The organism is Pseudolactococcus chungangensis CAU 28 = DSM 22330 (assembly GCF_002441885.1).
GTDB lineage: Bacteria > Bacillota > Bacilli > Lactobacillales > Streptococcaceae > Pseudolactococcus > Pseudolactococcus chungangensis.
The window spans coordinates 16931-40393 of record NZ_JXJT01000021.1 but is presented as its reverse complement, the minus strand read 5'-3'; the positions used below and the strand labels follow the sequence as shown (position 1 = coordinate 40393).

The window sequence follows — 23463 nt, the reverse complement described above, 5'->3', positions numbered from 1 at the left end:
ACGATTCCCCTCCTTTTCTGTCAAGTTTTTACCATTTTATTTTCAATCAATTATATTTTTACCACTTAATCATTATCTTGACTTATTTTATATTATTATTTTAACATAATTTACTTATTATTCAAACTAATATATCAATAATACCTAAAAAAAAGCACTACTATAAGCAATATAGCAGTACTTTTTCAGTGTTTTAAGTTTTATTTCAACAATTTAGCAGCTGCTTCGTCCACAATCACGATAACATCATCATGTTTTTGAAGGATTGACGCCGGCATACTTTCAGTAATTTCACCCTCAACCATTGCTTTAATGGCCTCAGATTTACCTTCACCCCAAGCCATGAGGACGATTGTTTTAGATTTCATGATGCTTGCAATTCCCATAGAGACTGCTTTTTTAGGCACATCAGCTTCACATTCGAAATACCGCGCGTTAGCTTTGATTGTGCTTTCTGTCAAGTCTACAACATGTGTTGTTATATCAAATGGTGTACCAGGTTCGTTGAAACCGATATGACCATTGTGACCGATACCCAAAATTTGGAAATCAATTGGATGTGCATCAATAATCGCATCATAGTGTTTTGTTTCAGCTTCTAAATCTGCTGCTTTGCCATCAGGTAAGAAGTTTTCTTTAAATGGTTTTTCATTGAATAAATGTTGGCTCATAAAGTAACGGTAAGATTGTTCATCAGAACCGTCAAGGCCAACATACTCATCAAGGTTAATAGAAGTTTTATCGGAAAAATCAATGTCGCTGTTGATGATTTGGTTGTAGAATTCAACGGGTGTTGAGCCTGTTGCCAAGCCAAATGTTTTTGCGCCAGCTGCGATTTGTGATTTCAAGATGTCAAGGCCGACTTTAGCCCCTTCGAGTTGATTTTTAACTTTAATGATTTTCATGGTCTCTCCTTTATGTCAAGCAATTCAATTATTGGTATAGACCAATTATAACGCTATTGGGTTAATTTGTCAAGCATTTACATCTTAAAAGTGATATAATTTATTTTATGAATATAGAAGATTTTAATTTTGACTTACCCGAAGAACTGATTGCCCAAACACCGCTTGAAAAACGCTCTGAAAGTCGCTTGCTCGTCATTGATAAGACGGCGCAAACGATGACAGATAAACACTTTTATGACATCATTGATGAACTAGAGACTGGTGATACACTGGTGCTCAATAATACACGTGTGCTACCCGCCCGCCTTCATGGCCAAAAAGCCGACACAGGCGGTCATATCGAACTCCTCCTCTTGAAAAATACAGTAGCCGATACTTGGGAAGTACTCGCCAAACCAGCTAAAAAACTGAAAAATGGGACTGTGATTTCATTTGGTGATGGTCGATTGACAGCGACAGTTATTGATGATAGCCTAGACCACGGTGGTCGCATCGTCACGTTTAACTACGATGGCATTTTCTTAGAAGTCCTCGAAAGTCTAGGTGAAATGCCGCTGCCACCTTATATCCATGAAAAACTCAAGGATCAAGGTCGCTACCAGACTGTTTATGCTAAAGAAAATGGTTCAGCAGCTGCACCAACTGCTGGCCTTCATTTCACGGATGACCTTTTGGCTCAGATTAAAGCAAAAGGTGTGAACATCGCTTGGGTGACCTTGCATGTTGGTCTCGGTACTTTCCGTCCTGTCAGTGTTGACAACATCGAAGAACATGATATGCATAGTGAGTTTTATGTCCTACCTGAAGAGACTGCTGATGTTATCAATACCACAAAAGCTGCGGGTAAACGTGTGATTGCCGTTGGGACGACATCAATTCGAACACTTGAATCCGTTGCCCAAAAATTTGGTGGCAAAGTCCAAGACGATAGCGACTGGACGAATATTTTCATTAAGCCAGGCTACAAATTCCAAGTCGTTGATGCTTTTTCAACCAACTTCCACTTGCCTAAGTCTACCTTAGTCATGCTTGTTTCTGCTTTTGCTGGTCGTGAATTTGTCTTAGACGCTTATCAACACGCCATTGATGAACATTACCGCTTCTTTAGCTTTGGTGACGCTATGTTTGTCAAATAAGGCAGTTTTGACACCTATGATAAAAATCCCCTATCTCAGTCTACTGTCGCAGTAATTGAGATAGAGGATTTTTTCTTGTCTTGATTTTAAAGTATTTCTGGCATGATATCTGCCTTGGCATTGGCCGACTTGGTCGGTAATTGGGCTAAGATAATGGCGCTAAAGACGAGGGCACAACCAATGAGTTCGCGGCTAGACAGGCGGTCTCCGAGGATGATAAAGCCTGCGAAGAGTGAAAAGACAGCCTCTAGGCTCATAATCATGGATGCCACGACGGGTTTAACGTGCTTTTGAGCGATGATTTGTAGGGTGTAGCCGATGCCTGCTGAAATCAGACCGGCATATAAAATTGAAACTCTGGCTGAGATGATTCCCGACAACTCAAGTGGCTCAAAAAATGGTAGCAAAGCAAGTGAGATGAGTGCTGCGACGAAAAACTGGGTCATGGCGAAGTAAATCGGCTCGACTTTTGGTAAATAATAGTCTATAAAAAGGATTTGGCAGGCAAAGCCGATGGCACAAAAGAAGATATAGAAATCTCCTGTTTGTACATTAAAGCTACCACCTGCCAGACAAAGCAGATACATCCCTAGAAGTGCAATGGCAACACTCACCCAAATGCGCAGGCTGACTTTTTTCTTGAAAGCTAATCCGATCAAAGGAATGATGATGATATAAAGTGTTGTGATAAAACCAGCCTTACCAACTGTCGTATATTGAATGCCGATTTGTTGGAGGAAACTGGCGATAAACAGAAAAACACCACGAAAACTACCCGCTAGTAAAGAGGTTTTGAGCTTGGCCTTGGTCATGTTTTTATCTGCAAAAAAATAAGCACAAGGTAAGACAGCTAATCCTCCTAAAAAATAGCGACTGGCACTAAAAGTCAGTGGTCCGACATCGGTCGTACCGACTTTTTGAGCAACAAAGGCAATGCCCCAAATAAAAGCTGTTAGCATCAGTAGTAGACAAGATTCGATTTGTTTTTTAGTCATGGCACCTCAAGTTTCACTTTCTAGTACATAGTCTCGTTTAATTTGAATGAAGGTCTGAATTAGTTGTAAAATCTGAAAAAGTCTTGCACGCGCCTCAAACTCTTCTCGGGTTTTGGGTAGGTCACTCGTTCGATAGATATCTAGTGTCTCTTTTACTTGTTGCATCAACGCTTTTGCGTCGTTATCTTTGGCATAACTTTTGCCAATCGCCTTAAAAAGTTGGTTCAAGCCTATCAACTGGTCTTTTTGAACAGTGACTTCAATTTGAAGTAATATCTCAGCAATTTCATGGAAAATTTCAACTTGTGTGGCACGCATGGCAAAGTAGTCATAACTCGCTCCTGCATCACCATCGCCAAATCGATTATCCATATGTGTCCTTGACAAAGCTAAACTTCCAGAAATATACTGCTCTAAATCTTCTACCTTATGTAAAAAATGCGCTTGCTCAGATTGTTTATTCATAATAAAACTCAAGCGCTTAAATAAATCTCGAAAATGATGCTCCACTCGCTTTTCTCGTTCTGATAATTCTTCCTGAAAATTTGGCATTCTGAGATTAACGATAAAAGCTAAGGATATAGCGATAAAATTAAGCAGAAATTCATTCAGCAAAAGCTGAGGTGTGATTTGGCTAGCTATCAAGAGATGTGTCACTAGGACGGCATTGGGTGCGATACCCTCTGACATCCCACAAGCAGCGGAATAAGGGATAAAAATCAATAGAAAAAGGCCAAATACCAAGACATGGTGTCCTAAAATTGAGAACAAGATAACAGATATCATCATGGCAACTAAAAAATTAAGCAAGCGATTTTTACCACTTTGATAAGTTGACTTTTTAGTATTACCAACACTTAATATCGCAATGACACCTGCTGCTGTGGCGTACTCCAAATGTAAGGCGTTTGCAATGATAATGGCCAAACTAGCCGCAATGACTGTCTTGACCGTCCGAGAACCTATCTTAAAATCTTTCGGTAAAATCTTCATAATTTATTATAGCATATCCCTTTTCACAAGTTGGTAGCATTGCACGCAGTGATAGGATTTCTGAATCTGGAAATCTCTAACGATTAAAAATGTAGTCTGAACAGGAGCTCAAACTACATTTCCTAAATTAATAAAAAGATACTTTTTCTTTCAACCCGAGGTTATAATCGTGTTCGTAATCATAGAGTGGGGTTGGATAGATGCCGTCGAAATAAGAGGTGCAGATTTGGTCACCTAGACCAATAGCTTCTTTCAAACCGTCTATTGACAAGAAATGGAGGCTATCTGAACCGATGATTTCATTGATTTCTGGTACGGTGTGATTAGCTGCGATTAGTTCCTGACGAGTTTGAATATCAATACCGTAGAAACATGGATAAGCAAGGGGCGGACTTGCAATGACGACATGGACTTCTGCTGCGCCTGCTTCTTTAAGGAGCTTAACGATTCGTTTTGAAGTTGTACCACGCACGATAGAGTCGTCTACCATGACAACGCGCTTGCCAGCAACAACACTGCGAACGCCTGAAAGTTTCATCCGAACGCCTTGCTCACGTAATTCCTGTGTGGGTTGAATGAAGGTGCGTTGGATGTATTGGTTTTTGACCAAGCCCATCTCGTAAGGTAATCCTGACTCCTCTGCAAAACCTGAGGCTGCAGAAAGCGATGAATTAGGCACACCAACCACAATATCTGCTTCAATATGTGGATTTTCTTTGGCTAAAAGACGCCCCATATTTTTTCTGGCTGTATGGATATTGACACCATTGATATTACTATCCGGACGCGCAAAATAGATAAACTCCATGCTACAAATTTTCATGTCAACATGGGTCGTATAGGTATCAATATGCACACCTTTATCATCAATAGTTACGACTTGTCCTGGCAAGACATCCTGAACAAAAGTGGCACCAACGACATCTAAAGCACAAGTTTCACTGGCAATGACGTAGGCACCATTCGTCAGCTGACCAATTGACAGTGGTCTGAACCCGTTAGGGTCAAGTGCTGCGATAATTTTATCATCTGTCATTAAAAGGTAGGCAAAGCCACCTTTAACCGTGTTAAGCGCAGATTTAACATTATCCATGAGGTTAGTCGAAAAACCACGACGAATTAAATGCATGAGAATTTCCGTATCTGAGTTACTGTGGAAAATCGCACCTTTAGATTCTAACTCACGTTTTAATGTTCGCGTATTAGTCAAATTACCATTATGACAAAGTCCGAGTTGAGCATCGTAAAAATTGAATAAAAATGGTTGCACATTATCAATTGACGCTGAACCTGCAGTTGCATAGCGGACATGACCGATTGCCGCATGGCCTGTCAATTTCTCAAGATGCTTTTCATCTCTAAAAACTTCTGATAAGAGGCCAAGGTCTCGATGTCCTTTGAGTTTTCCTTTATCATTTGAGATGATGCCTGCGCCTTCCTGGCCTCGATGTTGTAAAGCATGCAAGCCAAAATAAGTTAGCCTGGCAGCTTCAGGATGCCCCCAAACACCAAATAGACCACATTCTTCGTTAAGTGATTTTACTTCGTAAGTCATTTTGCACCATTCTTTAAATTTTTCTGTGGTTTCTATATGTCTGTTATACTGATTTGAGCATAATTGCTATAACGCGACTTTAGAAACATCTCATGACCTTTATTTTACACTTATTGTTAAGCAAAATACAGTAAAAATCTTCGATTTAAGAGACAATACAGTACGATTGTTCGGTTTTTACTTATTTTATGACTTGATACGTTTCCGAAAACAAGATGAAAAAATTAGGCAATCAAATTGACTGCCTAATTTACTGTTCACTTTTAATAACTCAGGATTTTTCTTTAATTATTTTCCGAAGCGTCAATTGTTTCATCGTCATGTAGTTTACCCGTTTCTTGGTAATGTTTGTACATGGCATCAATTTCAGCTTTAAATTCTTCTAACATGACAGCTTCGTCCACTGTCTTGATGATTTTACCTTTTTTAAAAAGCATGCCTTTACCTGCACCGCCCGCAAGACCAATATCAGCTTCACGCGCTTCACCAGGACCATTAACACCACAGCCAAGAATTGCTACGGTGATAGGTGCTTTAATATTGCCAATATATGCTTCAAGTTCTTGTGCGATTGGGATTAAATCAATTTCAATCCGACCACAAGTTGGACAAGAAACAAGTGTTGCCGCATTATCAATCAAACCAAATGATTTAATCACTTCACGACCAACCTTAATTTCCTCACGTGGGTCAGCTGATAAAGAAATCCGCATAGTATCACCAATACCAAGTGATAAAAGCGCACCCATACCAGCAGCTGATTTAACAGAACCAGAGAACAAAGGCCCTGCCTCTGTAATCCCTAAATGAAGAGGATAATCAAAGCGTTCAGCAGCTAATTTATAAGCTTCAAGTGCCAATTCAACATTAGATGCTTTCATCGAAATGATGATATCATGGAAATCTAATTCTTCTAAGATTTCAACGTGCTCAATTGCTGATTCCAACATCCCTTGGGCAGTTGGATAACCATATTTTTGCAAAAATTTCTTTTCAAGTGAGCCTGCATTTACCCCAATACGAATCGGGATATGATGTGCTTTACAAGCCTCTACGACTTTAGCCACACGGTCTTTACGACCAATATTCCCAGGATTAATCCGAATTTTATCAACACCTGACTCGATCGCCTGCAAAGCTAAACGATAGTCAAAGTGAATATCTGCCACTAAAGGAATATTAATCTGAGCTTTAATCTCTTTAATCGCAATCGCTGCTGCCATATCAGGCACAGCAACACGTACTAATTGACAGCCCGCTTCTTCAAGCTGATTGATTTGCTCAACCGTCGCTGCGACATCCTGTGTCTTAGTCGTACACATGGATTGCAAAATCACTTTGTTACGACCACCAATGATAACAGCATTTGGACCATCACCAACTTTGACAGCACGGGTATTTCTTCTATGTGTTAAAGTCAAAATCTGACCTACTTTCTTTCTTATACTGTTTCGCTTTAAAAATGCTAAATTTTAAAGCGAAACAGTATTAACTAAAAATGTTACCTTCTAAATTATATCAAAAAAACGTCGTAATAGTTTACGAACGCTTTAAGATTTTGTCACAATTTGGTATGGCTTAACGAAATACTCAGCACTACCAAAAGGATATTAAATGATTGCCAAGATAATAAAGTTAATGATAAACAAGAAGTTGACCACCCAGATGATTGGGCTAACTTCTTTGACTTTTCCTGTTACAACTTTTGTAATGGCGAAGAAAATGAAACCTGCGGCGATACCATATGAAATGCTGTAAGCAAGACCCATAAAGATTGACGCAAAGAAAGCAGGAATCGCTTCTTCCAAATCAGTCCAGTTGATGTCCTTAAATGAGCCAAGCATCATGACACCAACGATAATTAAAACTGGTGCTGTTGCTGCACTCGGCACGATTGAGATAAATGGTAGTAAAACTGATGACAAGATGAAACAAATTGCTGTGACAACTGATGTCAAACCAGTACGACCACCAGCACCAATGCCGGCTGCCGATTCAACATAAGTCGTTGTATTTGAGGTTCCAAAAATCGCACCAATAGAAGTTGCTGTTGCATCTGCAAACAAGGCTTTATCCATTTTAGATGAGAAACCAGAACCATTTTCAAGAGACGCTTCATCTTCTTCTGAGAAAATACCTGAACGTCGACCTGTTCCAATGAATGTCCCAATAGTATCAAAAGTGTCAGACAACGAGAAAGCCAAAATTGTCATCAAAACTTGTGGAATTTTAGCAGAATCAGAGAACAACGTTCCCATGCCTTTATGACTAAAAGCAGCACCAAAAGTATCACCTAATTCATTAAAAGCTGAACCAAGAGAGTTAGCTTTAAAGTCAATCGCGCTTAAATCAACCACACCAGCAAAAATTGCCAAAACAGTTGTTGCAACGATTGAAATTAAAATCGCACCTTTAACATTTTTAACAACCAAAATCGCTGTAATAGCAATACCAATTAAAGCGACAAGAACAGCTGGTTGGTTAAAGTTAACCAAAGCTGGGACAGCAGATGCTGCACCTTCAATTGTAGCCGTTCCTTTATCCGCACCTTTACCAACGACAGTATAAGTCCCTGGGTCAAGTGTGAATTTCAATAGACCAGCATTTTTAATTCCGATATAAGCAATAAATACCCCTATACCACCACCAATAGCGTGTTGGATGCTCTCAGGAATGGCTTTGATAATCATTTTACGAATTTTAGTCACTGTGATTAGAATATTGATAATCCCACAAATGAACACCATCGCAAGCGCTTCTTGCCAAGAATAACCAAGACCAAAAACCACTGTAAACGTAAAGAAAGCATTTAGCCCCATACCTGGCGCTTGTGCATAAGGAACATTAGCAAAAAGTCCCATAATCAAAGTCCCGATAACAGAGGCAATGATTGTCGCTAAGAAAACAGCTTGGTAGGGCATACCCGTTTTCGATAACATATCTGGATTGACAAATAAAATATAGCTCATCGCAAAGAACGTTGTCAATCCTGCCATAATCTCGCGACTGACCGTTGTGCCGCTCTCTTTAAGTTTAAAAAACTTATCCATAATATCCTTCTTCCATCAAAAATAAATTAGTAATATACTCAATTTGCTATAAAATAAGAACAAACTTTTGAACTATTTTTCATCACTTCTAGGCAAAAAGGCAAAGGCGTATAGGTATACGGCAAAACTTTTTAACAACGAAGTGATGAAAAATAACCAAAAGTATTCTGGTTTTATGGTGAATGGAGCATACTAACCTATTCTAATGTAAGCTATCAGGACTTTCAAGGTAAACGCACAGAATTAATTGACTTTACTGATTAAATGTTCGGATTTTTATAAGATAAGACTGTTTTGATTTCTAAATCAAATCATATAACATTTCATTCTGACATATATTCCTAAAAACTAGCGTTCGTTCCGAAAAATGTTATACTAGATAAAGAGCACTAAAATCAACACTAGGAAGGCTTGAGTTGATCCTCATGTTAACTCACGCAAAAATCAACACATGACAAACAAAAAATTAATTGCCATTGACCTTGATGGTACAACCTTGCAATCCGATGGTATCACAATCTCAGACTATACAAAAAATATCTTCCAATCCGTCAGAAAAGAGGGACATCAGATTGTTATCGCAACAGGTCGCCCCTATCGTATGGCGATTCAAATCTACAATGATTTAAGTCTTGAAACACCGATGATTAATTTCAATGGTGCCATGACCACCATTCCTGGTAAAAACTGGGAGCACGCCGTGTCTAAGCACATTAATAGATCTCTCGTCTTTGACCTCATTAAAAAGCAACAAGCCTTTAAACTTGATTTCCTAGCCGCAGAATTTCGCCGTAAATTCTTCATTAATTCGTTTGAACATGCTAGTCCTAGCCTTTTTGGTATTAACAACTTCGAACCTTATCATCAGATGCGGATGGAAAAGCTGGATGATGATCCTAATGCCATCCTACTCCAGACACGTTTTACAGATAAATTACAGTTAGCCAACCACATAGATGATTATTTTAGCAATCAAGTCAACGTCAGCGCCTGGGGTGGTCAAAATGGTATTTTAGAAGTCGTCCCTAAAGGTGTCAGCAAAGCATCAGCACTTAAGCATTTACTCAAACTTAATGATCAAGACACCTCAGACTTAATTGCTTTTGGTGATGAACATAATGACATTGAAATGCTTAAACTAGCAGGAACTGGATACGCCATGAAAAATGCTAGTAATATACTTCTTGCACATGCTGATAAGCAAATTGCTTACAGTAATGATGAAGATGGTGTCGCCAAAACTCTTGAAAATCTGCTACTATAAAAAAAGCTAAATCTGATTATGATTTAGCTTTTTTGTTGCCGACTAGAGCAAGGAGGACGAGAGAAATCATTGACAAAACAAGAAGAATTCCTGTTTCTTGACCAATTTGTCCTGTTAGTGAAATCACTTCTCTGAACCCTGTGACAGCATAAGTCATTGGCATCCAAGGATTAATTTTTTGGAAGAATGTACTTGTCAAGGCAAGTGGATAAGTGCCTGCACTGGCTGCTAGTTGTAACAAAAGCAAAATCAGCATGAGGAAGGCACCCGGTTTTCCTAACCAAGTATTAAAGAAGGTCACGATGAACATAAAGGTAAAGGCGACCAAAATCGTGAAACCAAACATGGCGAATTCGTGATTGGCAGATAGCCCTAGCACATGAACCGCAAGATAAACTAGGACACCTTCACCAACAGCAATTACGCCATTGACAGCCAATCGACCCAATAAGTAATCACGACGATTTTTAGCCTTTTCACCTGATAAACTACCTGAAATAATCATGTTGGTCGCAACTGCTCCGACAAACAAGGCAACAGACATCATGTATGGTGCCATACCAACACCATTTTTGGACGAGTTATCTTTATCTGTGTGGGTCACTTTAAGTGGCTCTGCAATCTTCTCAGCGTTGGTTTGTCCAGTTTGGTTCGCAGCGAGTTTTGTTCTTGCTTCACCCAGGCCAGTTGCTAATGTATTGGCACCATTTTGGAGCGTTCCGATGCCTGTCGTTAAGGTATTAGCACCTGTTGCTAACTGAGTGGCACCATTTGAAATTTGGCCTGCACCGTTTGCTAACTGTCCTGAACCTTCTCGTAATTTAGCTGAATTTTGGTTCAATTGGTTGGCACCGGTCGCAAGTTTAGCAGCACCAGCTGTGAGCTGAGCGTTGTTGCTGACTAAGGTTTGCGCACCTGTGTTTAATTGGGCTGTTGCTGCGCTAAATTGTGAGACACCTGATGTTAATTGGTCTGCGCCAGTTGTTAATTCATTTTTTAGCTGAGCGGTTCCTTGGCTAATTTGTTGCGCACCAGGTAAAAAGATACCGTCTACACTATCTTTAGCAGTCGCAAAACCAGTGACCAATTGCGCTAAGGCGCCTTTGGCAGTTGGCAATAATCCTTGACTACTATCTGCAAGCTGACTAACTGTTGCTGCATTTTTATTTTGCATGGTCGTCAATTGTTGTTGCAAATCAGCCAAATTGCCTTCAATATTTTGGATGCTTGAAACAGCATTTGGTACTGTTAAGCTGGTAAGTGTTGCTTTTTCTGCATCCGTCGCTTTTTGATAAGCATCCGTTGCAACTAGCTTAGCCATTTTTTCTTCTTGTTCGGCTTTCGCTTCATTTGACATCGTTTGTAAACTTGCTGCGATATTAGCCAAATCTTGCGCTATTTCTGGCGGAACAGATGCTGCTGTAACTGCTGTCTTATAATTTTGTAGATTTTGATTTAGAAGCTCTAATCCACCTTCTAGCTTTTCTATATCCGACACGTTTTTCAAGGTCAAACCATCAGAAAGCTGGCTTAAACCTTGGCTCAATTTTGCACTTCCCGCTACCAACTGATCGACTTCTTGAGTCTTAGTTGCTAATTCGGAAATACCAGCTGATAACTGACCAGATGCCGCATTCAATTTACTATTGCCTTCAGCAACTTGAGTGGCGCCATTGGTGTACTTGGTAACGGCTTGATATAAATCATTGGCACCATTAGAGAGCGTTGTCACACCAGCTGTATATTGGCCTAGGCCAACGTTCAAGGTCTCTGCACCGTCTTTAAAGGTTAAGCTTGATGATGAGAGTTTATCTAAGTTTGTCGCGATTTGGTTAGCACCCGATTTTAATTCACCACTACCATCGACTAACTGATCGCTACCATCTGCAGCCTTCGTTACACCATCTGACAAAGTTGTCAGATTTTCAAAAATCGTTTTCATGTAGGTTTTGGTGATGTTTTCGGAAACTTTTTCTTTTAGCTTTTCCATAGCAGATTCGCTCATTTTGCTTGCGATAAAGTTATGACCGACAGATGTTTGATAATGAATCACGGCATTGGTCGGATCGTTACTTACGAGACTACCTGCATTTTTTGAGAAATCACTAGGAATTGTGATTTGCATATAATACTTATCATCTTTGAGCCCTTTTTGTGCAGTTTTGTGACTCACAAAATGATAAGCCAAATCACGACTTTTCCCTAATTCATCGACTAGGTCGTCGCCCAAGTTAACTGTTTTACCGTTAATCGATGCTGACTTATCTTCATTGACTACAGCAACAGGTAAGTCGGATATTTTACCGTACGGATCCCACATCGAACTGAGGAATATCAGATTATAAAGTGCTGGTATTGTTGCTAATGCCACAATAATGACAATAAGAAACTTATTTTTTAGAATGACTTGCCATTCTTTTTTGATCATTACTATCTCCTTTAATGACGTTTTTTTGGACACCTTGTCTTTATTTATATTTTTTATTATAATACTTGTAGATGAGATATCAAGTATTTGATACAAGAAAATAGACACTCTGTTCATTATTGTTTTAAAAAATTTATAGAAAAGGCTTTCATCATGACTGATATTCGAATTACTAAAACCCGTCGATCCATTGAAATGGCAATGAGCGACTTACTCAAAGAAAAAACGTTTGACCAAATTACAACAACAGAATTAGTCAAACGTGCAGGAATTAGTCGCTCTAGCTTTTACACGCATTATCAAGATAAGTATGAGATGATTGATCAATATCAAAGTGTCTTTTTCACTAGAGTCGAAACGATTTTTGATCAAAACGGTACCGATGTACCCACTGCTATATTTGAAATATTTGATTTTCTGTATCAAGAATCTGTTCTGTCCGCTTTACTTTCTGAAAATGGTACTCGAGAAATTCATATTTTCCTCCGTCAAAAATTAAAAGCCTTACTAAAAACAGTCATTCCAACACATTTAGGGCAAAAAAAGCTGGATCAGATTAGGATAGATTATCAAACTACCTATTCTGCCCATGCTATTTTCGGAATGGTCCAATTATGGATTAAGCGTGGAAAAAAAGAAAGTCCGAAAGAAATTACGGACACCTTAATTGCGATTGTGGGGCATTTTTAAGCCACTTTTAAAATAAACCAGCCAAGCCAGCAAAGGGATTATCGTCATCGTTAATCTCTTTTTCATTCTGCTTACTTAACAGTTTCTCGGCTTCTTGTGTATCTTTCATGGCCTCGTAAACACGCGCAGTCATTCTAGCATCAGCCAAGGCATTGTGCGCATTTCTCTCAACGACATTGAAAAATTCAGCTATAGATTTTAACTGGAAGTTCTTCATCCCATGCAGTTTATTGTCGCGCATGCTATCAGCAATTTCATAGACGTCTAAGGCATAAGCGTCGGTCAAATCGAGACCATTCGCAAGTAGTATTGGCAGGTCGGATTTATTGGCATTATAGCCGATAACAGGTAAGTCCCCAATAAAAGTTTTCAAGTCTGATAAGACGGTTTCTGCCTTATCTGCTGTCAAAACCTTTTCTTGCGTAATGCCTGTCAACCCGACAACAAAAGAGTTAAGTGGCACATCCGAATAAACAAAAGCATCGAAATTTGCCGTTTCATTACCATTGTCAAAACGAACTGCCGATACTTGAATCAGATGCTCAGTATCATCTACTGTATTAAATTCCAAGTCAAATGCGACATACTTTTCTATACTTTCCATTTTCACCTCATGTTCTCAGTTATTTTTGATTCGACTGTCTGCGTAAACGCAACTTTTTTCCTCCATATTCTACCATATTTCAGGGGAAATCGGGGAAATCAAAAAAAAACACCTAAGTGTTTTTTAGAAAAGATGTTACTTAAAAATTTAAAAATGTTGCAATCAAGGCGAGAATCGCTAGACCACCTTGGGTCAAAATGATTTTTCTATTGCTAGTTACGCTACCATAGAGCGCAACAAGAATGATGTAAATCAAGATGAGCCGTGTTATTTCAACTGATGCTGATGATAGATAGACACTGTAAAGCAGTCCCAAACCAATTAAACCGTTGTAAACACCTTGGTTTTTCAAGAGAACATTAATTGTCTCGTTTTTCAAATCATTTTTGGCGATGTTGAAAATACGACTTGTTGCGTCTGAAGTTGTTGCGATTGTTTCAATATACATAATGTAAAAGAATTCAAGCGCAACCAAAGTAGCGAGTATAGTAGATAAAATAGTCATTTTAATTCCCTCTTTTAGATGATGTTCTTATTTAAATGTTGTAAATTTATCAGCAGCTAAGCGAACTGAATCATAACCAACTTCTGCTGCTTTCCCGATAGAAAGTACCATAACTGGTACAAAACGTTCAGGATCCAAACCAAATGCTGCTGCTAATTGATCTGCTTCAAATCCACCAATTGGATTAGTGTCATAACCATGTGCACGCGCGCTCAACATCAATTGCATAGCAGCCAAACTAGAGTCGATTTTAACAACGTCGTTCATTTGTTCACGTGTGAAGTTTTTGTAGTAAGGAATGATTGCACCAATTTGTTGGTCACGCACTTCTTGTGACATTTTACCTTCGGCAACAGCTTTGTCATAAATCTCTTCACCAAATTCATAACATAGCATATCACCAAAAATCAAAATCATAGCAGATGATGTATCATTTTGACGTGTGTTGAAACGGATGAGTGGTTTCAAATTAGCTTTTTCTTCATCGCTTTCAACGATAACAAAACGCCAAGGTTGCATATTCACTGAAGAAGGTGCAAGTGTAGCCTCCTCAATCATTTCCAACATTTCTTCATGTGAAATTTTAACCGTCTCATCATAAACACGGATTGATTTTCTGTTGTAGGCAATATCTGAGAAATCATTATTTTTTAAAGTTGTCATTATATAACATAGCTTCTTTCATTTAGTTATTTTATTTAAGAGGGTTAAGAGTTGGACTTCTTCTTCATCACTAAGTCCGAAGTACAGGTCCTTTTCCAAGGACTCATGGTGCTGCTCACAGTTAGCCAGTTCTTTTTGAGCAAAATCAGTAATCTGAACATAGACTTCACGATTGTTGAGATCATTTCTTTTTCGTGTGACATAGGATAAATCCTGTAGTCGTTTGAGATGACGAGTCACAGCCGCACGATCGATTCCCAACTCATGTTGTAATTGCGTTTGAGAACAAGGTCCCTGCGCATTGAGAAATAAGAGCATTTCATATCGTGTAATACTAAAACCAGTACTCTTTTCAAATTGGCTGACCAATTCCTGATTGGCTAACTTTAATTGATAGAGTAGCTTACTTTTATTGACAAGTGTCAAGATTCTCTCTCCCTTCTTCAACTATCATTGACCGGTCAACAGTTGATAAGTCAATATTACCATGTGCCTTATTTTTTGTAAAGACATTTAACTCGAAAAATTAAATTGTCACTAAAACAAATCCAATACCGAAAAAGATTGCCAGATAGACAACATTGATCAAGGTAAATTGGCGGACAAATTTTTTGACCGTGCCATCATGAGAAAATGCCTGATACTGTCTGAAGGCGAGCAGATTAGCCAAAGAGGCAATAAAAGTCCCTAGCCCCCCAACAGTAACACCGATATATAAAGCACCAACGCGAGTCGTAAATTTAGAGAGCAAAACCGCCGCTGGGACATTACTGATAACTTGACTCATGCCAACAGAAGTCACAAAGACTGAACTGTTATGTGCCATATAAGTCGACAGAACATCATGAATTGAGGGAATTCGACTGACCGCACCGACGATGATAAAGAAGTTGATAAAGGTCAAAATAATGCCGTAGTCCACTTCTGCTACAATCTCTCCCTTAATCCAGAAAGCACAGGCTAAACTAGCAACCAAAGCAAACCAAATTGAGATAACCGACAAGACACCAAATAGGACAACAAATGTTGTAACACCTAAAACAACTACTTGCTTGAACTTAACGTCAATATGAGGTGTCTTAACGGCCGCTATTTTAGCCTTTGAAAAACCAAATAAAATGATGAATAGCGTTGCCAAACTGATCAAGCCAATCGGTAGCGACAGCTTCAAAAAAGCCAAGATATCCAGATGAAAATAAGACACTAAATAAAGATTTTGAGGATTACCAAAAGGTGTCATAGCACTGCCAAGATTAGCGTAAACCGTCATTAGACTCACCACCCCAATCGTCGGCAGTTTGACCTGCTTTCTGATATTAAAAACGATAGGAATCAGCGTCAAAATCGCCACATCATTGGTAAACAGCATAGCACCTAAAAAAGAAAAGAGCAAAACTACCATGGCAATCGCTCTAACTGACTGACATTTTTCGATGATGATATTTGCGATATATCTGAGCAGGTGCAACTTCGCATAAACCGCAATTGTGACCATGAGACTGAACAAAGCAAGAAGCGTTTTCAAATCAATATCCCTTAGGTGAACAGTACCCAGGCTTAAAGCAAGAATTGCTAAAACCAAGGTCACTAAAAATGTTTTATCCCTACTAATTCTCTTTAAATTCGCTATCATGTCCTATCCTTATCCCTTAATCGTTGATTGAGCTATTTGTTATTTTATCATAAACTACAGTCGAAAATAGCTTTTATGATCTAATCCATCTACAATCACATCAAAAATTAACAATTGATAAAAAACAATACAAAAAAATACAACTGCTTTGAGTACAAAGCAATTGTATTAGTTTTTTGAATTTTATAATTCAACGATCTTACCAGTTTTCAGATAAACAATCCACTCACACAGATTTTTAGCGTAATCGCTAATCCGCTTCAGGTACATGATTGTCAACAAATAGTCTTTACCTGTTGTAATCGTTTCTTTATTTTCTTCCATAGCTGATAATGTCTTGTTTTGAATTTCACCATACATTTGGTCAACTGTGTCATCCCAATGGGCGATTTCGCGCGCGCGCTCAGCATCACCTTGAATGTAGGCGTTGAGTGCCGCATCCACGATTGATTTGACACGTTCACCCATGAGTGAAATATCTTCTTCAACGACATGGATACGTTCTTCACCTTTCAGGCTAATCGTTGCTTTGGCGATAGAAACTGCGTGGTCACCCATACGTTCTAAGTCTGAAGAGGCTTTCAAAACAGTGATAATTGTCCGCAAATCATGTGAGACTGGTTGTTGTAAAGCAATCATTTCTAATGACTTAGTTTCCAATTTTGTTTCTTGATCATTGATTTGTTGGTCAGCTTCAATCACTTCTTCTGCCAAATCACGATCATGACTGACGAAAGCACGGACAGAACGGTTGACTTGAGCAGACACTTGCGTGCCCATCGAATAAAACTGGTTGTGCAATTTATTAAGTTCTTCTTCAAATTGTGTTCTTAACATATCATTCCTTTCTTAGTAGGTCTTTAAGACGAGTTTTTAAATCAGCGTATGATGGTACACGCTTAACCAAATTTACCCGTCACATAGTCCGATGTTGACTGTTCTTTTGGATCCAAGAAAATTTTCTTAGTTTTATCGTACTCGATCAGTTCACCATTTAAGAAAAAGGCTGTCCGATCAGAAATTCGACTGGCTTGCTGCATTGAGTGTGTCACGATTAAAATCGTATATCTCTCTTTTAAGTCTAACAGCATTGTCTCAATTTTACCAGAGGAAATTGGGTCAAGTGCTGATGTCGGTTCATCTAGCAAGAGAATATCAGGATTGACAGCTAGAACCCGAGCAATACAAACACGTTGCTGCTGACCACCTGAGAGACCAAGCGCTGAACTATGTAGCTTATCCTTGACTTCATCCCAAACATTAGCAGCTTTCAATGACTCCTCAACTGCTTCATCTAAAATCGCCTTGTCTTTGATACCTTTAAGTCGCAAGCCATAAATCACATTTTCGTAGATAGAAAAAGGGAACGGGTTAGGCTGTTGGAAAACCATGCCGATTTCCTTACGCAGCTCAACCATATCTGTTTTTGGGCTGTAAATATCACTATCCTTATACATGATTTTTCCCGTCACTTTAGCTGAGGGAACTAAATCATTCATCCGATTAATTGAGCGTAAAAGTGTCGATTTCCCTGATCCTGATGGGCCAATCAAGGCAGTGATCTCACCCGGATAAAAATCCATGTTGATATCAAATAATGATTGCTTTTTGCCATAGAAAAGCGATAAATCTTTCACTTGTAAAATAGGTTCTGTCATAATGTTTCCTTAATCTTATTGGTCAGGCGCATTAATCGTCTCTTGACATTTTAAGGTCTTCAACCATGCGACCCAACATTTTAACCGAAATGTCCTGATACATAATCCCCAGTAGATTTTAGCTCAGGGCGCGTAAATATTTTTGCTGTTTTATCATATTCGATTAAATCACCTGAATAGAAAAATCCAGTATAATCACTTGCACGCGCTGCTTGTTGCATATTATGCGTCACGATAATGATTGTATAATTTTCTTTGAGTGTCATCATCGTTTCTTCTAGCTGCATCGTTGAAATCGGATCTAGCGCTGATGCTGGTTCATCCATCAATAAAATATCTGGTTTAACCGCAATCGCACGCGCAATACATAGACGCTGTTGCTGACCACCTGAAAGTGCTAAAGCAGACTTATCTAAGTCATCTTTCACCTGATCCCAAAGTGCCGCTTGCTTAAGAGATGTTTCAACAATCTCATCCAGTGTTTTTTTATCTTTAATACCTTGACGCTCAAGCGCAAAAGTAATATTACGATAAATTGATTTTGAAAAAGGATTGGGACGTTGGAAAACCATCCCGATATGCTTACGCATTTCATAAACATTGACGTTTTCTTTGTTCACATCAACACCTTGATAGTTAATCTCACCTGTTACTTTTGCAATCGCAATCGTATCATTCATCCGATTCAAACTGCGCAGGTAAGTTGATTTACCAGACCCAGAAGGTCCTATCAAAGCAGTGATTTTATTTTTTTCAAACTTCATATCGATCCCTTTAATGGATTCGTTACTGCCATAAAAAACGTGTAAATCTTTCGTTTCAAGGGCTATCTCACGACCATCAAGGCCAATGATATGACGTTCTTGCCAATCATAAGTTGCCATACTAGTGTTGTTCCTTTCTTAGATTTCACAACGAGAAATCTTGAAACTTGACCTCCGCTTACGCTCCTGCCAAGCAAGGTCATTCGCAAACATACGCATTCAAGTATAAAATCAAAACACAAGATTTTGTACTAATTTTAGACAAATCAAGGAAAACATTCGCAAGCGTATAGATGTACGTTAAGAACGTTTGACGATGAGTTGGCTAAAATTAGGCAAAAGCTTTCTGATTTTGTACTTGAAGGCGTATAACGTCCGCTCAAAGTCTTTCTTGCTATTTTATGATGCTGTCAATTTGCTATGATTTTTCTTGCCGATAAAGCGTGCTCCGAAATTAAACAAAAGAACAAAGATAATGAGGACAGCACTCGCACCTGCAGAGACTGCTGCACCATCTGGTACAGTGCCTTCGCCGTTGACTTTCCAGATATGAACAGCCAAAGTTTCTGCTTGACGGAAAATAGAAATAGGTGAGCTAACTGACATAGGGTTCCAGTTTGACCAGTCAAGGGCAGGAGCAGATTGACCTGCTGTATAGATTAGCGCTGCTGCTTCACCGAAGATACGGCCAGATGACAAGACAACGCCTGTCACGATACCTGGCAAGGCTTCTGGTACAATCACGTGTAAGACTGTTTCCCACCGCGATAAGCCAAGCGCTAAACCACCCTCACGTTGCGTATGATGCACCGCTTTTAGCGATTCTTCGACATTACGCGTCATCAAAGGGAGATTAAAAACGGTCAAGGCTAAAGCACCTGAGATAATCGAGAAACCATAACCAAACTGAACAACAAAAATCAAGAAACCAAACAAACCTACAACAACTGATGGTAATGAACTCAAAATTTCAATTGATGTTCTAACCAAATTAGTCACCCAAGATTTTTGATTGGCATATTCAGATAAATAAATTCCCGCACCGAGTGATAATGGAAATGAAATAATCATCGTAATCACAAGTAAGAAGATACTGTTAAAGAGCTGAATACCAATCCCACCGCCTACTTCATAGGCTTTTGAGGGACTCGTCAAGAAATGCCAAGAAATATGTGGCACCCCTCGAACGAGAATATAGAGCAATAAAGACGCCAGAATGACAACGATAATGCCAGAAATAATATAGAGGACACTTGTTGCCATTTTATCAACTTTTTTAGGATTCATTATAAGCTTCCTCTCTTCGCAATAGCGCGCATTCCGATGTTAAATAATAAAGACATGAGCAATAAAATCAATGCGAGTGACCATAAAACATTATTTTGAACTGTACCCATGATCGTATTTCCGATACCTTGCGTCAAGACAGAAGTCAGAGTTGACGCAGGAGATGTCAAACTTGTTGGCAAAATTGCGGCATTACCAACAACCATCTGAATGGCCAAGGCTTCACCAAAGGCTCTAGCCATGCCAAATACGACAGCGGTTAGAATACCAGGTGCTGCTGCACGAAGTAAGACACGCCAAATTGTTTGCCATCGTGTTGCGCCTAAACCGAGTGAAGCTTCTTTATAAAAGTTAGGCACAGCTTTCATAGCATCCACTGTCATGGAAGTAACGGTTGGTAAAATCATAACAAAAAGGACGAAGATACCCGATAAAAGACCAAAACCAGTTCCGCCAAAGACAGCACGAATAGCTGGTACAACGACTGTCAAACCGATAAAGCCATAAACAACAGACGGAATACCAACCAATAATTCAATAACTGGTTGCAATAATTTAGCACCACGATTTGGTGAGATTTCTGTCATAAAGACGGCAGCACCAATTGCAAAAGGTGTCGCCAAAATCGCTGACAAAACCGTCACGATAAGTGACCCAGTAATCATCGGTAGTGCACCAACTAAAGGTTTGCCATCAGGACCAAGCTCTGATGGATTCCAAGTCGTCCCAAATAAGAATTTGAATGGATTAATCTTGTCAACAAAAAAGGTTGAGAACCCTTTTTGTGCGACAAAGAAGAAAATCATAGCAACAACAAAGACAATCACAGCAATACAAAAGAAGGTAATTGTCTTGCCAAATTTCTCTAGTTGGGAATTTTTTGATTTAGAAAGTAACTTTTCTTGAATATTTTCTTTTTTCATTCGATTTAATTTCTATATTAAGGGCATCTCTAGAAAATACTCTTGTGTTTTTTGAGATAAATTTTTCGAGAGCGAGGCAAAGCGACAAGGCGTGCGTTTGCACGGTGCAGAGCTCTAACGAAGTTATCGGAAAATTTAGCCAAAAGTCACAAGTCCGATTTTTTAGAAATGTCCTTCAGTGTTGAGAGGATTCAGCATACAAGCCTCATTATATCCCCTCATTTAAGCGTTAGGCAATATTATTTTATTTTGTAGTGATATGACCATCAGCATCACGTTCCACGTGCATCTGATTGACAGAAATATACCCCATTTTTTGAACAAGACTGTCTTGAACTGTATCAGACAAGACAAAATCTAAAAATGTTTTTGTCAGACTATTAGGTTGGCCTTTGGTATACATATGCTCATACGCCCAAATCGGCCAGCTGTTATCGGCAACATTGGCCGTAGTTGGAGCGTACCCATCAAGTGAAATTTTTGTCACTGATGTATCTATATTTGAAAAAGCAAGGTAGCTGATCGCACCTGGAGTTTGCGCAACAATAGATTTAACCATACCAGATGAATCCTGCTCTTGAGAGTTTTTGGCTGGTTTGCCATCCATAATCCAGCGCTCAAATGTTGCACGTGTACCAGAACCTGTAGCTCTATTGATCAAGACAATTTTCTGATCTTTGCCGCCAACTTCTTTCCAGTTCCTAATTTCACCAGTAAAAATTTGACGTAGCTGATCTGTTGTTAAAGCCTTAATGCCTACTTTTTTATTGACAATCGGTGCAATCCCGACGACTGCAACCTTATGATCGACCAATTTTTTAGCATCAATCCCATCTTTTTCCTCAGCGAATAAGTCCGAATTACCAATTTGAACAGCCCCAGACTGAACTTGTGATAAGCCAGTTCCCGAACCACCACCCTGAACATTAATAAATTTTCCTGGATTTTCTTGGGCAAATGTTTCAGCGGCAGACTCAACTAAAGGCTGTAAGGCACTAGATCCTACAGCCGTAATTGATTCACCTTTATCTATCCACTTAGCACAACCTGATAATGTCGCAAGGACTACCAAGGCTGAGGCCAAAAGCACTATCTTTCTCCTCATAACTCCTCCAAATCGTTCAATACTTCTATTTTAACATTTATGTCGTGGATAAATGTAAATTTTGTGTAAAAACTTTGGAGGTTTTGCTATGTATTAGCAAATTTGAAAGGTCAAACTTGCATCGTTATACTCACTCAAGTATCAAATCAAAACGCTAGATTTCGAGATAGTTTTAGTTAAATCAAGGAAAGCATCCGAAAACGTATAGGTATACGATAAGGATGCTTGACGAAGAGTTGACTAAAACTAGCCAAAAGCTGTTTTGATTTTGTGCTTGAACGAGTATAATACCGTATTGATTTTGAACATTGAACGATTTGAAATGCTAATGAGTTGTCTTATTTGATTTTACCATCTTGATCGCGAGTGACTTTCATATCTTCGATAGAGAGGTAACCTAATTTTTCAAGGAGTGCTTTATTTTTTGTCACAGCAGTGATGAATTTTTCTTGACCATCTGTTGTGTTGCCTTTTTCTGTATACATATGCTCGTAAGACCAGATTTTCCAGTCATTTGTTGCCACATTTTTTTCAGTTGGTTTCACACCATCAAGTTCAAGTGCTTTAACGCTGTCTTTGATATTTGAGAAAGCAACATAGCTAATCGCACCTGGTGTTTGTGAAACCATTTGTACAACAGCACCTGATGAATCTTGTTCGCTTGCTTTAACAACTTGTGTGTTTTCAAGACCATATTTTTCAAAGTTAAAGCGTGTGCCTGAACCTTCAGCACGGTTGATCACTGTAATAGCTTGATCTTGCCCGCCGACTTCTTTCCAGTTCTTAACTTTGCCTGAGAAGATCGATTTAAGTTGATCAGTTGTCAAACCATCAAGTTTGATGTCTTTATTAACAATTGGCGCAAAACCTACAACAGCAACTTTATGGTCTTTAACTTTTTCTGCTAAGCTAGCATCTTTTTCTTCCGCGAAAAGGTCAGAATTCCCAATCTGAATCGCGCCACTTGAGACTTGTGATAAACCAAGACCTGAACCACCACCCTGAACAGTGATTTGTAGGTTAGTGTTCTCTTGTGTAAAGCTCTCAACATTAGCTTCTACCAAAGGTTGCAAGGCTGTTGAGCCTGCGACAGTGATTTTTTCTGACTTAGCTGTTGATGATGAAGAAGATGCTGTGCCTGAAGATTTTTGTCCGCAAGCTGCAAGTGCAAAAAGTGAAACAGCTGCTGCTGCGATCAAAACTGATTTTTTCATGATTTTTTCCCTTTACAAGACCTAATGACCACTAAAATCAAAATCGTTCATCGTCCAAACTTGGATAGGCTTAGGCGAACTAATTTTT

General features: G+C 39.0%; 22 protein-coding genes. 3 read left to right on the top strand and 19 right to left on the bottom strand.

Features of this window, described 5'->3' with window-relative positions:
* Positions 1-200: 200 nt before the first annotated feature.
* Positions 201-905: a glucosamine-6-phosphate deaminase gene (locus tag RR45_RS08755; RefSeq protein WP_031365743.1), complete on the bottom strand. Its 705-nt coding sequence runs from the start codon at positions 903-905 to the stop codon at positions 201-203.
* A gap of 107 nt (positions 906-1012) precedes the next feature.
* On the opposite strand from RR45_RS08755, the gene queA reads away from it, so the two are divergent.
* Entirely contained in the window at positions 1013-2044 is a 1032-nt protein-coding gene (queA, locus tag RR45_RS08750; protein WP_031365744.1) for a tRNA preQ1(34) S-adenosylmethionine ribosyltransferase-isomerase QueA, read from the top strand.
* Positions 2045-2130: 86 nt separating this feature from the next.
* Here queA and RR45_RS08745 read toward each other — a convergent pair whose 3' ends face one another.
* From RR45_RS08745 to RR45_RS08725, 5 genes are all read right to left on the bottom strand, one after another.
* Positions 2131-3039 carry a DMT family transporter gene (locus RR45_RS08745; protein ID WP_031365745.1) on the bottom strand — a complete coding sequence of 303 codons (909 nt, stop codon included), beginning with the start codon at positions 3037-3039 and terminating at the stop codon, positions 2131-2133.
* 6 nt (positions 3040-3045) lie between these two features.
* Positions 3046-4032, bottom strand: a complete 987-nt coding sequence (locus tag RR45_RS08740; RefSeq protein WP_031365746.1) for an aromatic acid exporter family protein — start codon at positions 4030-4032, stop codon at positions 3046-3048.
* Between the two features lie 127 nt (positions 4033-4159).
* On the bottom strand, positions 4160-5587 hold the full coding sequence (purF, locus tag RR45_RS08735; RefSeq protein WP_031365747.1) for an amidophosphoribosyltransferase: 1428 nt from the start codon (positions 5585-5587) through the stop codon (positions 4160-4162).
* Positions 5588-5871: 284 nt separating this feature from the next.
* Positions 5872-7008, bottom strand: coding sequence for a flavodoxin-dependent (E)-4-hydroxy-3-methylbut-2-enyl-diphosphate synthase (gene ispG / locus RR45_RS08730; RefSeq protein ID WP_031365748.1), 1137 nt, complete (start codon positions 7006-7008; stop codon positions 5872-5874).
* 189 nt (positions 7009-7197) lie between these two features.
* Positions 7198-8637: an NCS2 family permease gene (locus RR45_RS08725; RefSeq protein ID WP_031365749.1), complete on the bottom strand. Its 1440-nt coding sequence runs from the start codon at positions 8635-8637 to the stop codon at positions 7198-7200.
* A 451-nt stretch (positions 8638-9088) separates the two neighbouring features.
* Between RR45_RS08725 and RR45_RS08720 the strand changes: the two genes are divergently transcribed.
* Complete coding sequence (locus RR45_RS08720; RefSeq protein ID WP_031365750.1) at positions 9089-9901, top strand: Cof-type HAD-IIB family hydrolase; 813 nt, start codon at positions 9089-9091, stop codon at positions 9899-9901.
* A gap of 16 nt (positions 9902-9917) precedes the next feature.
* On the opposite strand, the gene RR45_RS08715 is transcribed toward RR45_RS08720, so the two are convergent.
* Positions 9918-12329 carry a YhgE/Pip domain-containing protein gene (locus RR45_RS08715; RefSeq protein ID WP_031365751.1) on the bottom strand — a complete coding sequence of 804 codons (2412 nt, stop codon included), beginning with the start codon at positions 12327-12329 and terminating at the stop codon, positions 9918-9920.
* A gap of 150 nt (positions 12330-12479) precedes the next feature.
* On the opposite strand from RR45_RS08715, the gene RR45_RS08710 reads away from it, so the two are divergent.
* Positions 12480-13019 carry a TetR/AcrR family transcriptional regulator gene (locus RR45_RS08710; protein ID WP_031365752.1) on the top strand — a complete coding sequence of 180 codons (540 nt, stop codon included), beginning with the start codon at positions 12480-12482 and terminating at the stop codon, positions 13017-13019.
* Between the two features lie 7 nt (positions 13020-13026).
* Here the strand turns inward: RR45_RS08710 and RR45_RS08705 are convergent, their stop codons facing one another.
* The 12 genes from RR45_RS08705 to RR45_RS08650 all read right to left on the bottom strand — a co-directional run bounded on the left by RR45_RS08705 (position 13027) and on the right by RR45_RS08650 (position 23375).
* Positions 13027-13623 carry a 3'-5' exonuclease gene (locus RR45_RS08705; protein WP_031365753.1) on the bottom strand — a complete coding sequence of 199 codons (597 nt, stop codon included), beginning with the start codon at positions 13621-13623 and terminating at the stop codon, positions 13027-13029.
* Between the two features lie 139 nt (positions 13624-13762).
* Positions 13763-14128 carry a DUF1304 domain-containing protein gene (locus RR45_RS08700; protein ID WP_031365754.1) on the bottom strand — a complete coding sequence of 122 codons (366 nt, stop codon included), beginning with the start codon at positions 14126-14128 and terminating at the stop codon, positions 13763-13765.
* Positions 14129-14155: 27 nt separating this feature from the next.
* Positions 14156-14791 carry a nitroreductase family protein gene (locus RR45_RS08695; protein ID WP_031365755.1) on the bottom strand — a complete coding sequence of 212 codons (636 nt, stop codon included), beginning with the start codon at positions 14789-14791 and terminating at the stop codon, positions 14156-14158.
* Positions 14792-14809: 18 nt separating this feature from the next.
* Positions 14810-15217, bottom strand: coding sequence for a MarR family winged helix-turn-helix transcriptional regulator (locus RR45_RS08690; RefSeq protein WP_031365756.1), 408 nt, complete (start codon positions 15215-15217; stop codon positions 14810-14812).
* Positions 15218-15317: 100 nt separating this feature from the next.
* Positions 15318-16424, bottom strand: a complete 1107-nt coding sequence (locus RR45_RS08685; protein ID WP_031365757.1) for an SLC13 family permease — start codon at positions 16422-16424, stop codon at positions 15318-15320.
* A gap of 183 nt (positions 16425-16607) precedes the next feature.
* Positions 16608-17261: a phosphate signaling complex protein PhoU gene (phoU, locus tag RR45_RS08680; RefSeq protein WP_031365758.1), complete on the bottom strand. Its 654-nt coding sequence runs from the start codon at positions 17259-17261 to the stop codon at positions 16608-16610.
* A 62-nt stretch (positions 17262-17323) separates the two neighbouring features.
* Positions 17324-18082, bottom strand: coding sequence for a phosphate ABC transporter ATP-binding protein PstB (pstB, locus tag RR45_RS08675; protein ID WP_031365759.1), 759 nt, complete (start codon positions 18080-18082; stop codon positions 17324-17326).
* An 80-nt stretch (positions 18083-18162) separates the two neighbouring features.
* Complete coding sequence (gene pstB, locus RR45_RS08670) at positions 18163-18966, bottom strand: phosphate ABC transporter ATP-binding protein PstB (protein WP_031365760.1); 804 nt, start codon at positions 18964-18966, stop codon at positions 18163-18165.
* A 279-nt stretch (positions 18967-19245) separates the two neighbouring features.
* A complete protein-coding gene (gene pstA, locus RR45_RS08665) occupies positions 19246-20133 on the bottom strand; it encodes a phosphate ABC transporter permease PstA (RefSeq protein ID WP_031365761.1) in 888 nt (295 codons plus the stop codon).
* Complete coding sequence (pstC, locus tag RR45_RS08660) at positions 20133-21056, bottom strand: phosphate ABC transporter permease subunit PstC (protein ID WP_031365762.1); 924 nt, start codon at positions 21054-21056, stop codon at positions 20133-20135. Before pstC ends, pstA begins: the two co-directional genes overlap by 1 nt.
* 244 nt (positions 21057-21300) lie before the next feature.
* Positions 21301-22161, bottom strand: coding sequence for a phosphate ABC transporter substrate-binding protein PstS (locus RR45_RS08655; RefSeq protein WP_031365763.1), 861 nt, complete (start codon positions 22159-22161; stop codon positions 21301-21303).
* Positions 22162-22499: 338 nt separating this feature from the next.
* Positions 22500-23375 (bottom strand): phosphate ABC transporter substrate-binding protein, encoded by an 876-nt coding sequence (locus tag RR45_RS08650; RefSeq protein WP_031365764.1) that lies wholly within the window; start codon positions 23373-23375, stop codon positions 22500-22502.
* Between the last annotated feature and the right edge of the window lie 88 nt (positions 23376-23463).

Coding starts and splice junctions, on each gene's coding strand:
- RR45_RS08700 (WP_031365754.1), bottom strand. CDS start 14,128: ATGACTATTTTATCTACTATACTCGCTACTTTGGTTGCGCTTGAATTC.
- RR45_RS08685 (WP_031365757.1), bottom strand. CDS start 16,424: ATGATAGCGAATTTAAAGAGAATTAGTAGGGATAAAACATTTTTAGTG.
- RR45_RS08695 (WP_031365755.1), bottom strand. CDS start 14,791: ATGACAACTTTAAAAAATAATGATTTCTCAGATATTGCCTACAACAGA.
- queA (WP_031365744.1), top strand. CDS start 1,013: ATGAATATAGAAGATTTTAATTTTGACTTACCCGAAGAACTGATTGCC.
- purF (WP_031365747.1), bottom strand. CDS start 5,587: ATGACTTACGAAGTAAAATCACTTAACGAAGAATGTGGTCTATTTGGT.
- pstC (WP_031365762.1), bottom strand. CDS start 21,056: ATGAAAAAAGAAAATATTCAAGAAAAGTTACTTTCTAAATCAAAAAAT.
- RR45_RS08745 (WP_031365745.1), bottom strand. CDS start 3,039: ATGACTAAAAAACAAATCGAATCTTGTCTACTACTGATGCTAACAGCT.
- RR45_RS08715 (WP_031365751.1), bottom strand. CDS start 12,329: ATGATCAAAAAAGAATGGCAAGTCATTCTAAAAAATAAGTTTCTTATT.
- pstB (WP_031365759.1), bottom strand. CDS start 18,082: ATGACAGAACCTATTTTACAAGTGAAAGATTTATCGCTTTTCTATGGC.
- RR45_RS08655 (WP_031365763.1), bottom strand. CDS start 22,161: ATGAGGAGAAAGATAGTGCTTTTGGCCTCAGCCTTGGTAGTCCTTGCG.
- pstA (WP_031365761.1), bottom strand. CDS start 20,133: ATGAATCCTAAAAAAGTTGATAAAATGGCAACAAGTGTCCTCTATATT.
- RR45_RS08740 (WP_031365746.1), bottom strand. CDS start 4,032: ATGAAGATTTTACCGAAAGATTTTAAGATAGGTTCTCGGACGGTCAAG.
- RR45_RS08725 (WP_031365749.1), bottom strand. CDS start 8,637: ATGGATAAGTTTTTTAAACTTAAAGAGAGCGGCACAACGGTCAGTCGC.
- RR45_RS08705 (WP_031365753.1), bottom strand. CDS start 13,623: ATGGAAAGTATAGAAAAGTATGTCGCATTTGACTTGGAATTTAATACA.
- RR45_RS08720 (WP_031365750.1), top strand. CDS start 9,089: ATGACAAACAAAAAATTAATTGCCATTGACCTTGATGGTACAACCTTG.
- pstB (WP_031365760.1), bottom strand. CDS start 18,966: ATGGCAACTTATGATTGGCAAGAACGTCATATCATTGGCCTTGATGGT.
- phoU (WP_031365758.1), bottom strand. CDS start 17,261: ATGTTAAGAACACAATTTGAAGAAGAACTTAATAAATTGCACAACCAG.
- RR45_RS08650 (WP_031365764.1), bottom strand. CDS start 23,375: ATGAAAAAATCAGTTTTGATCGCAGCAGCAGCTGTTTCACTTTTTGCA.
- RR45_RS08755 (WP_031365743.1), bottom strand. CDS start 905: ATGAAAATCATTAAAGTTAAAAATCAACTCGAAGGGGCTAAAGTCGGC.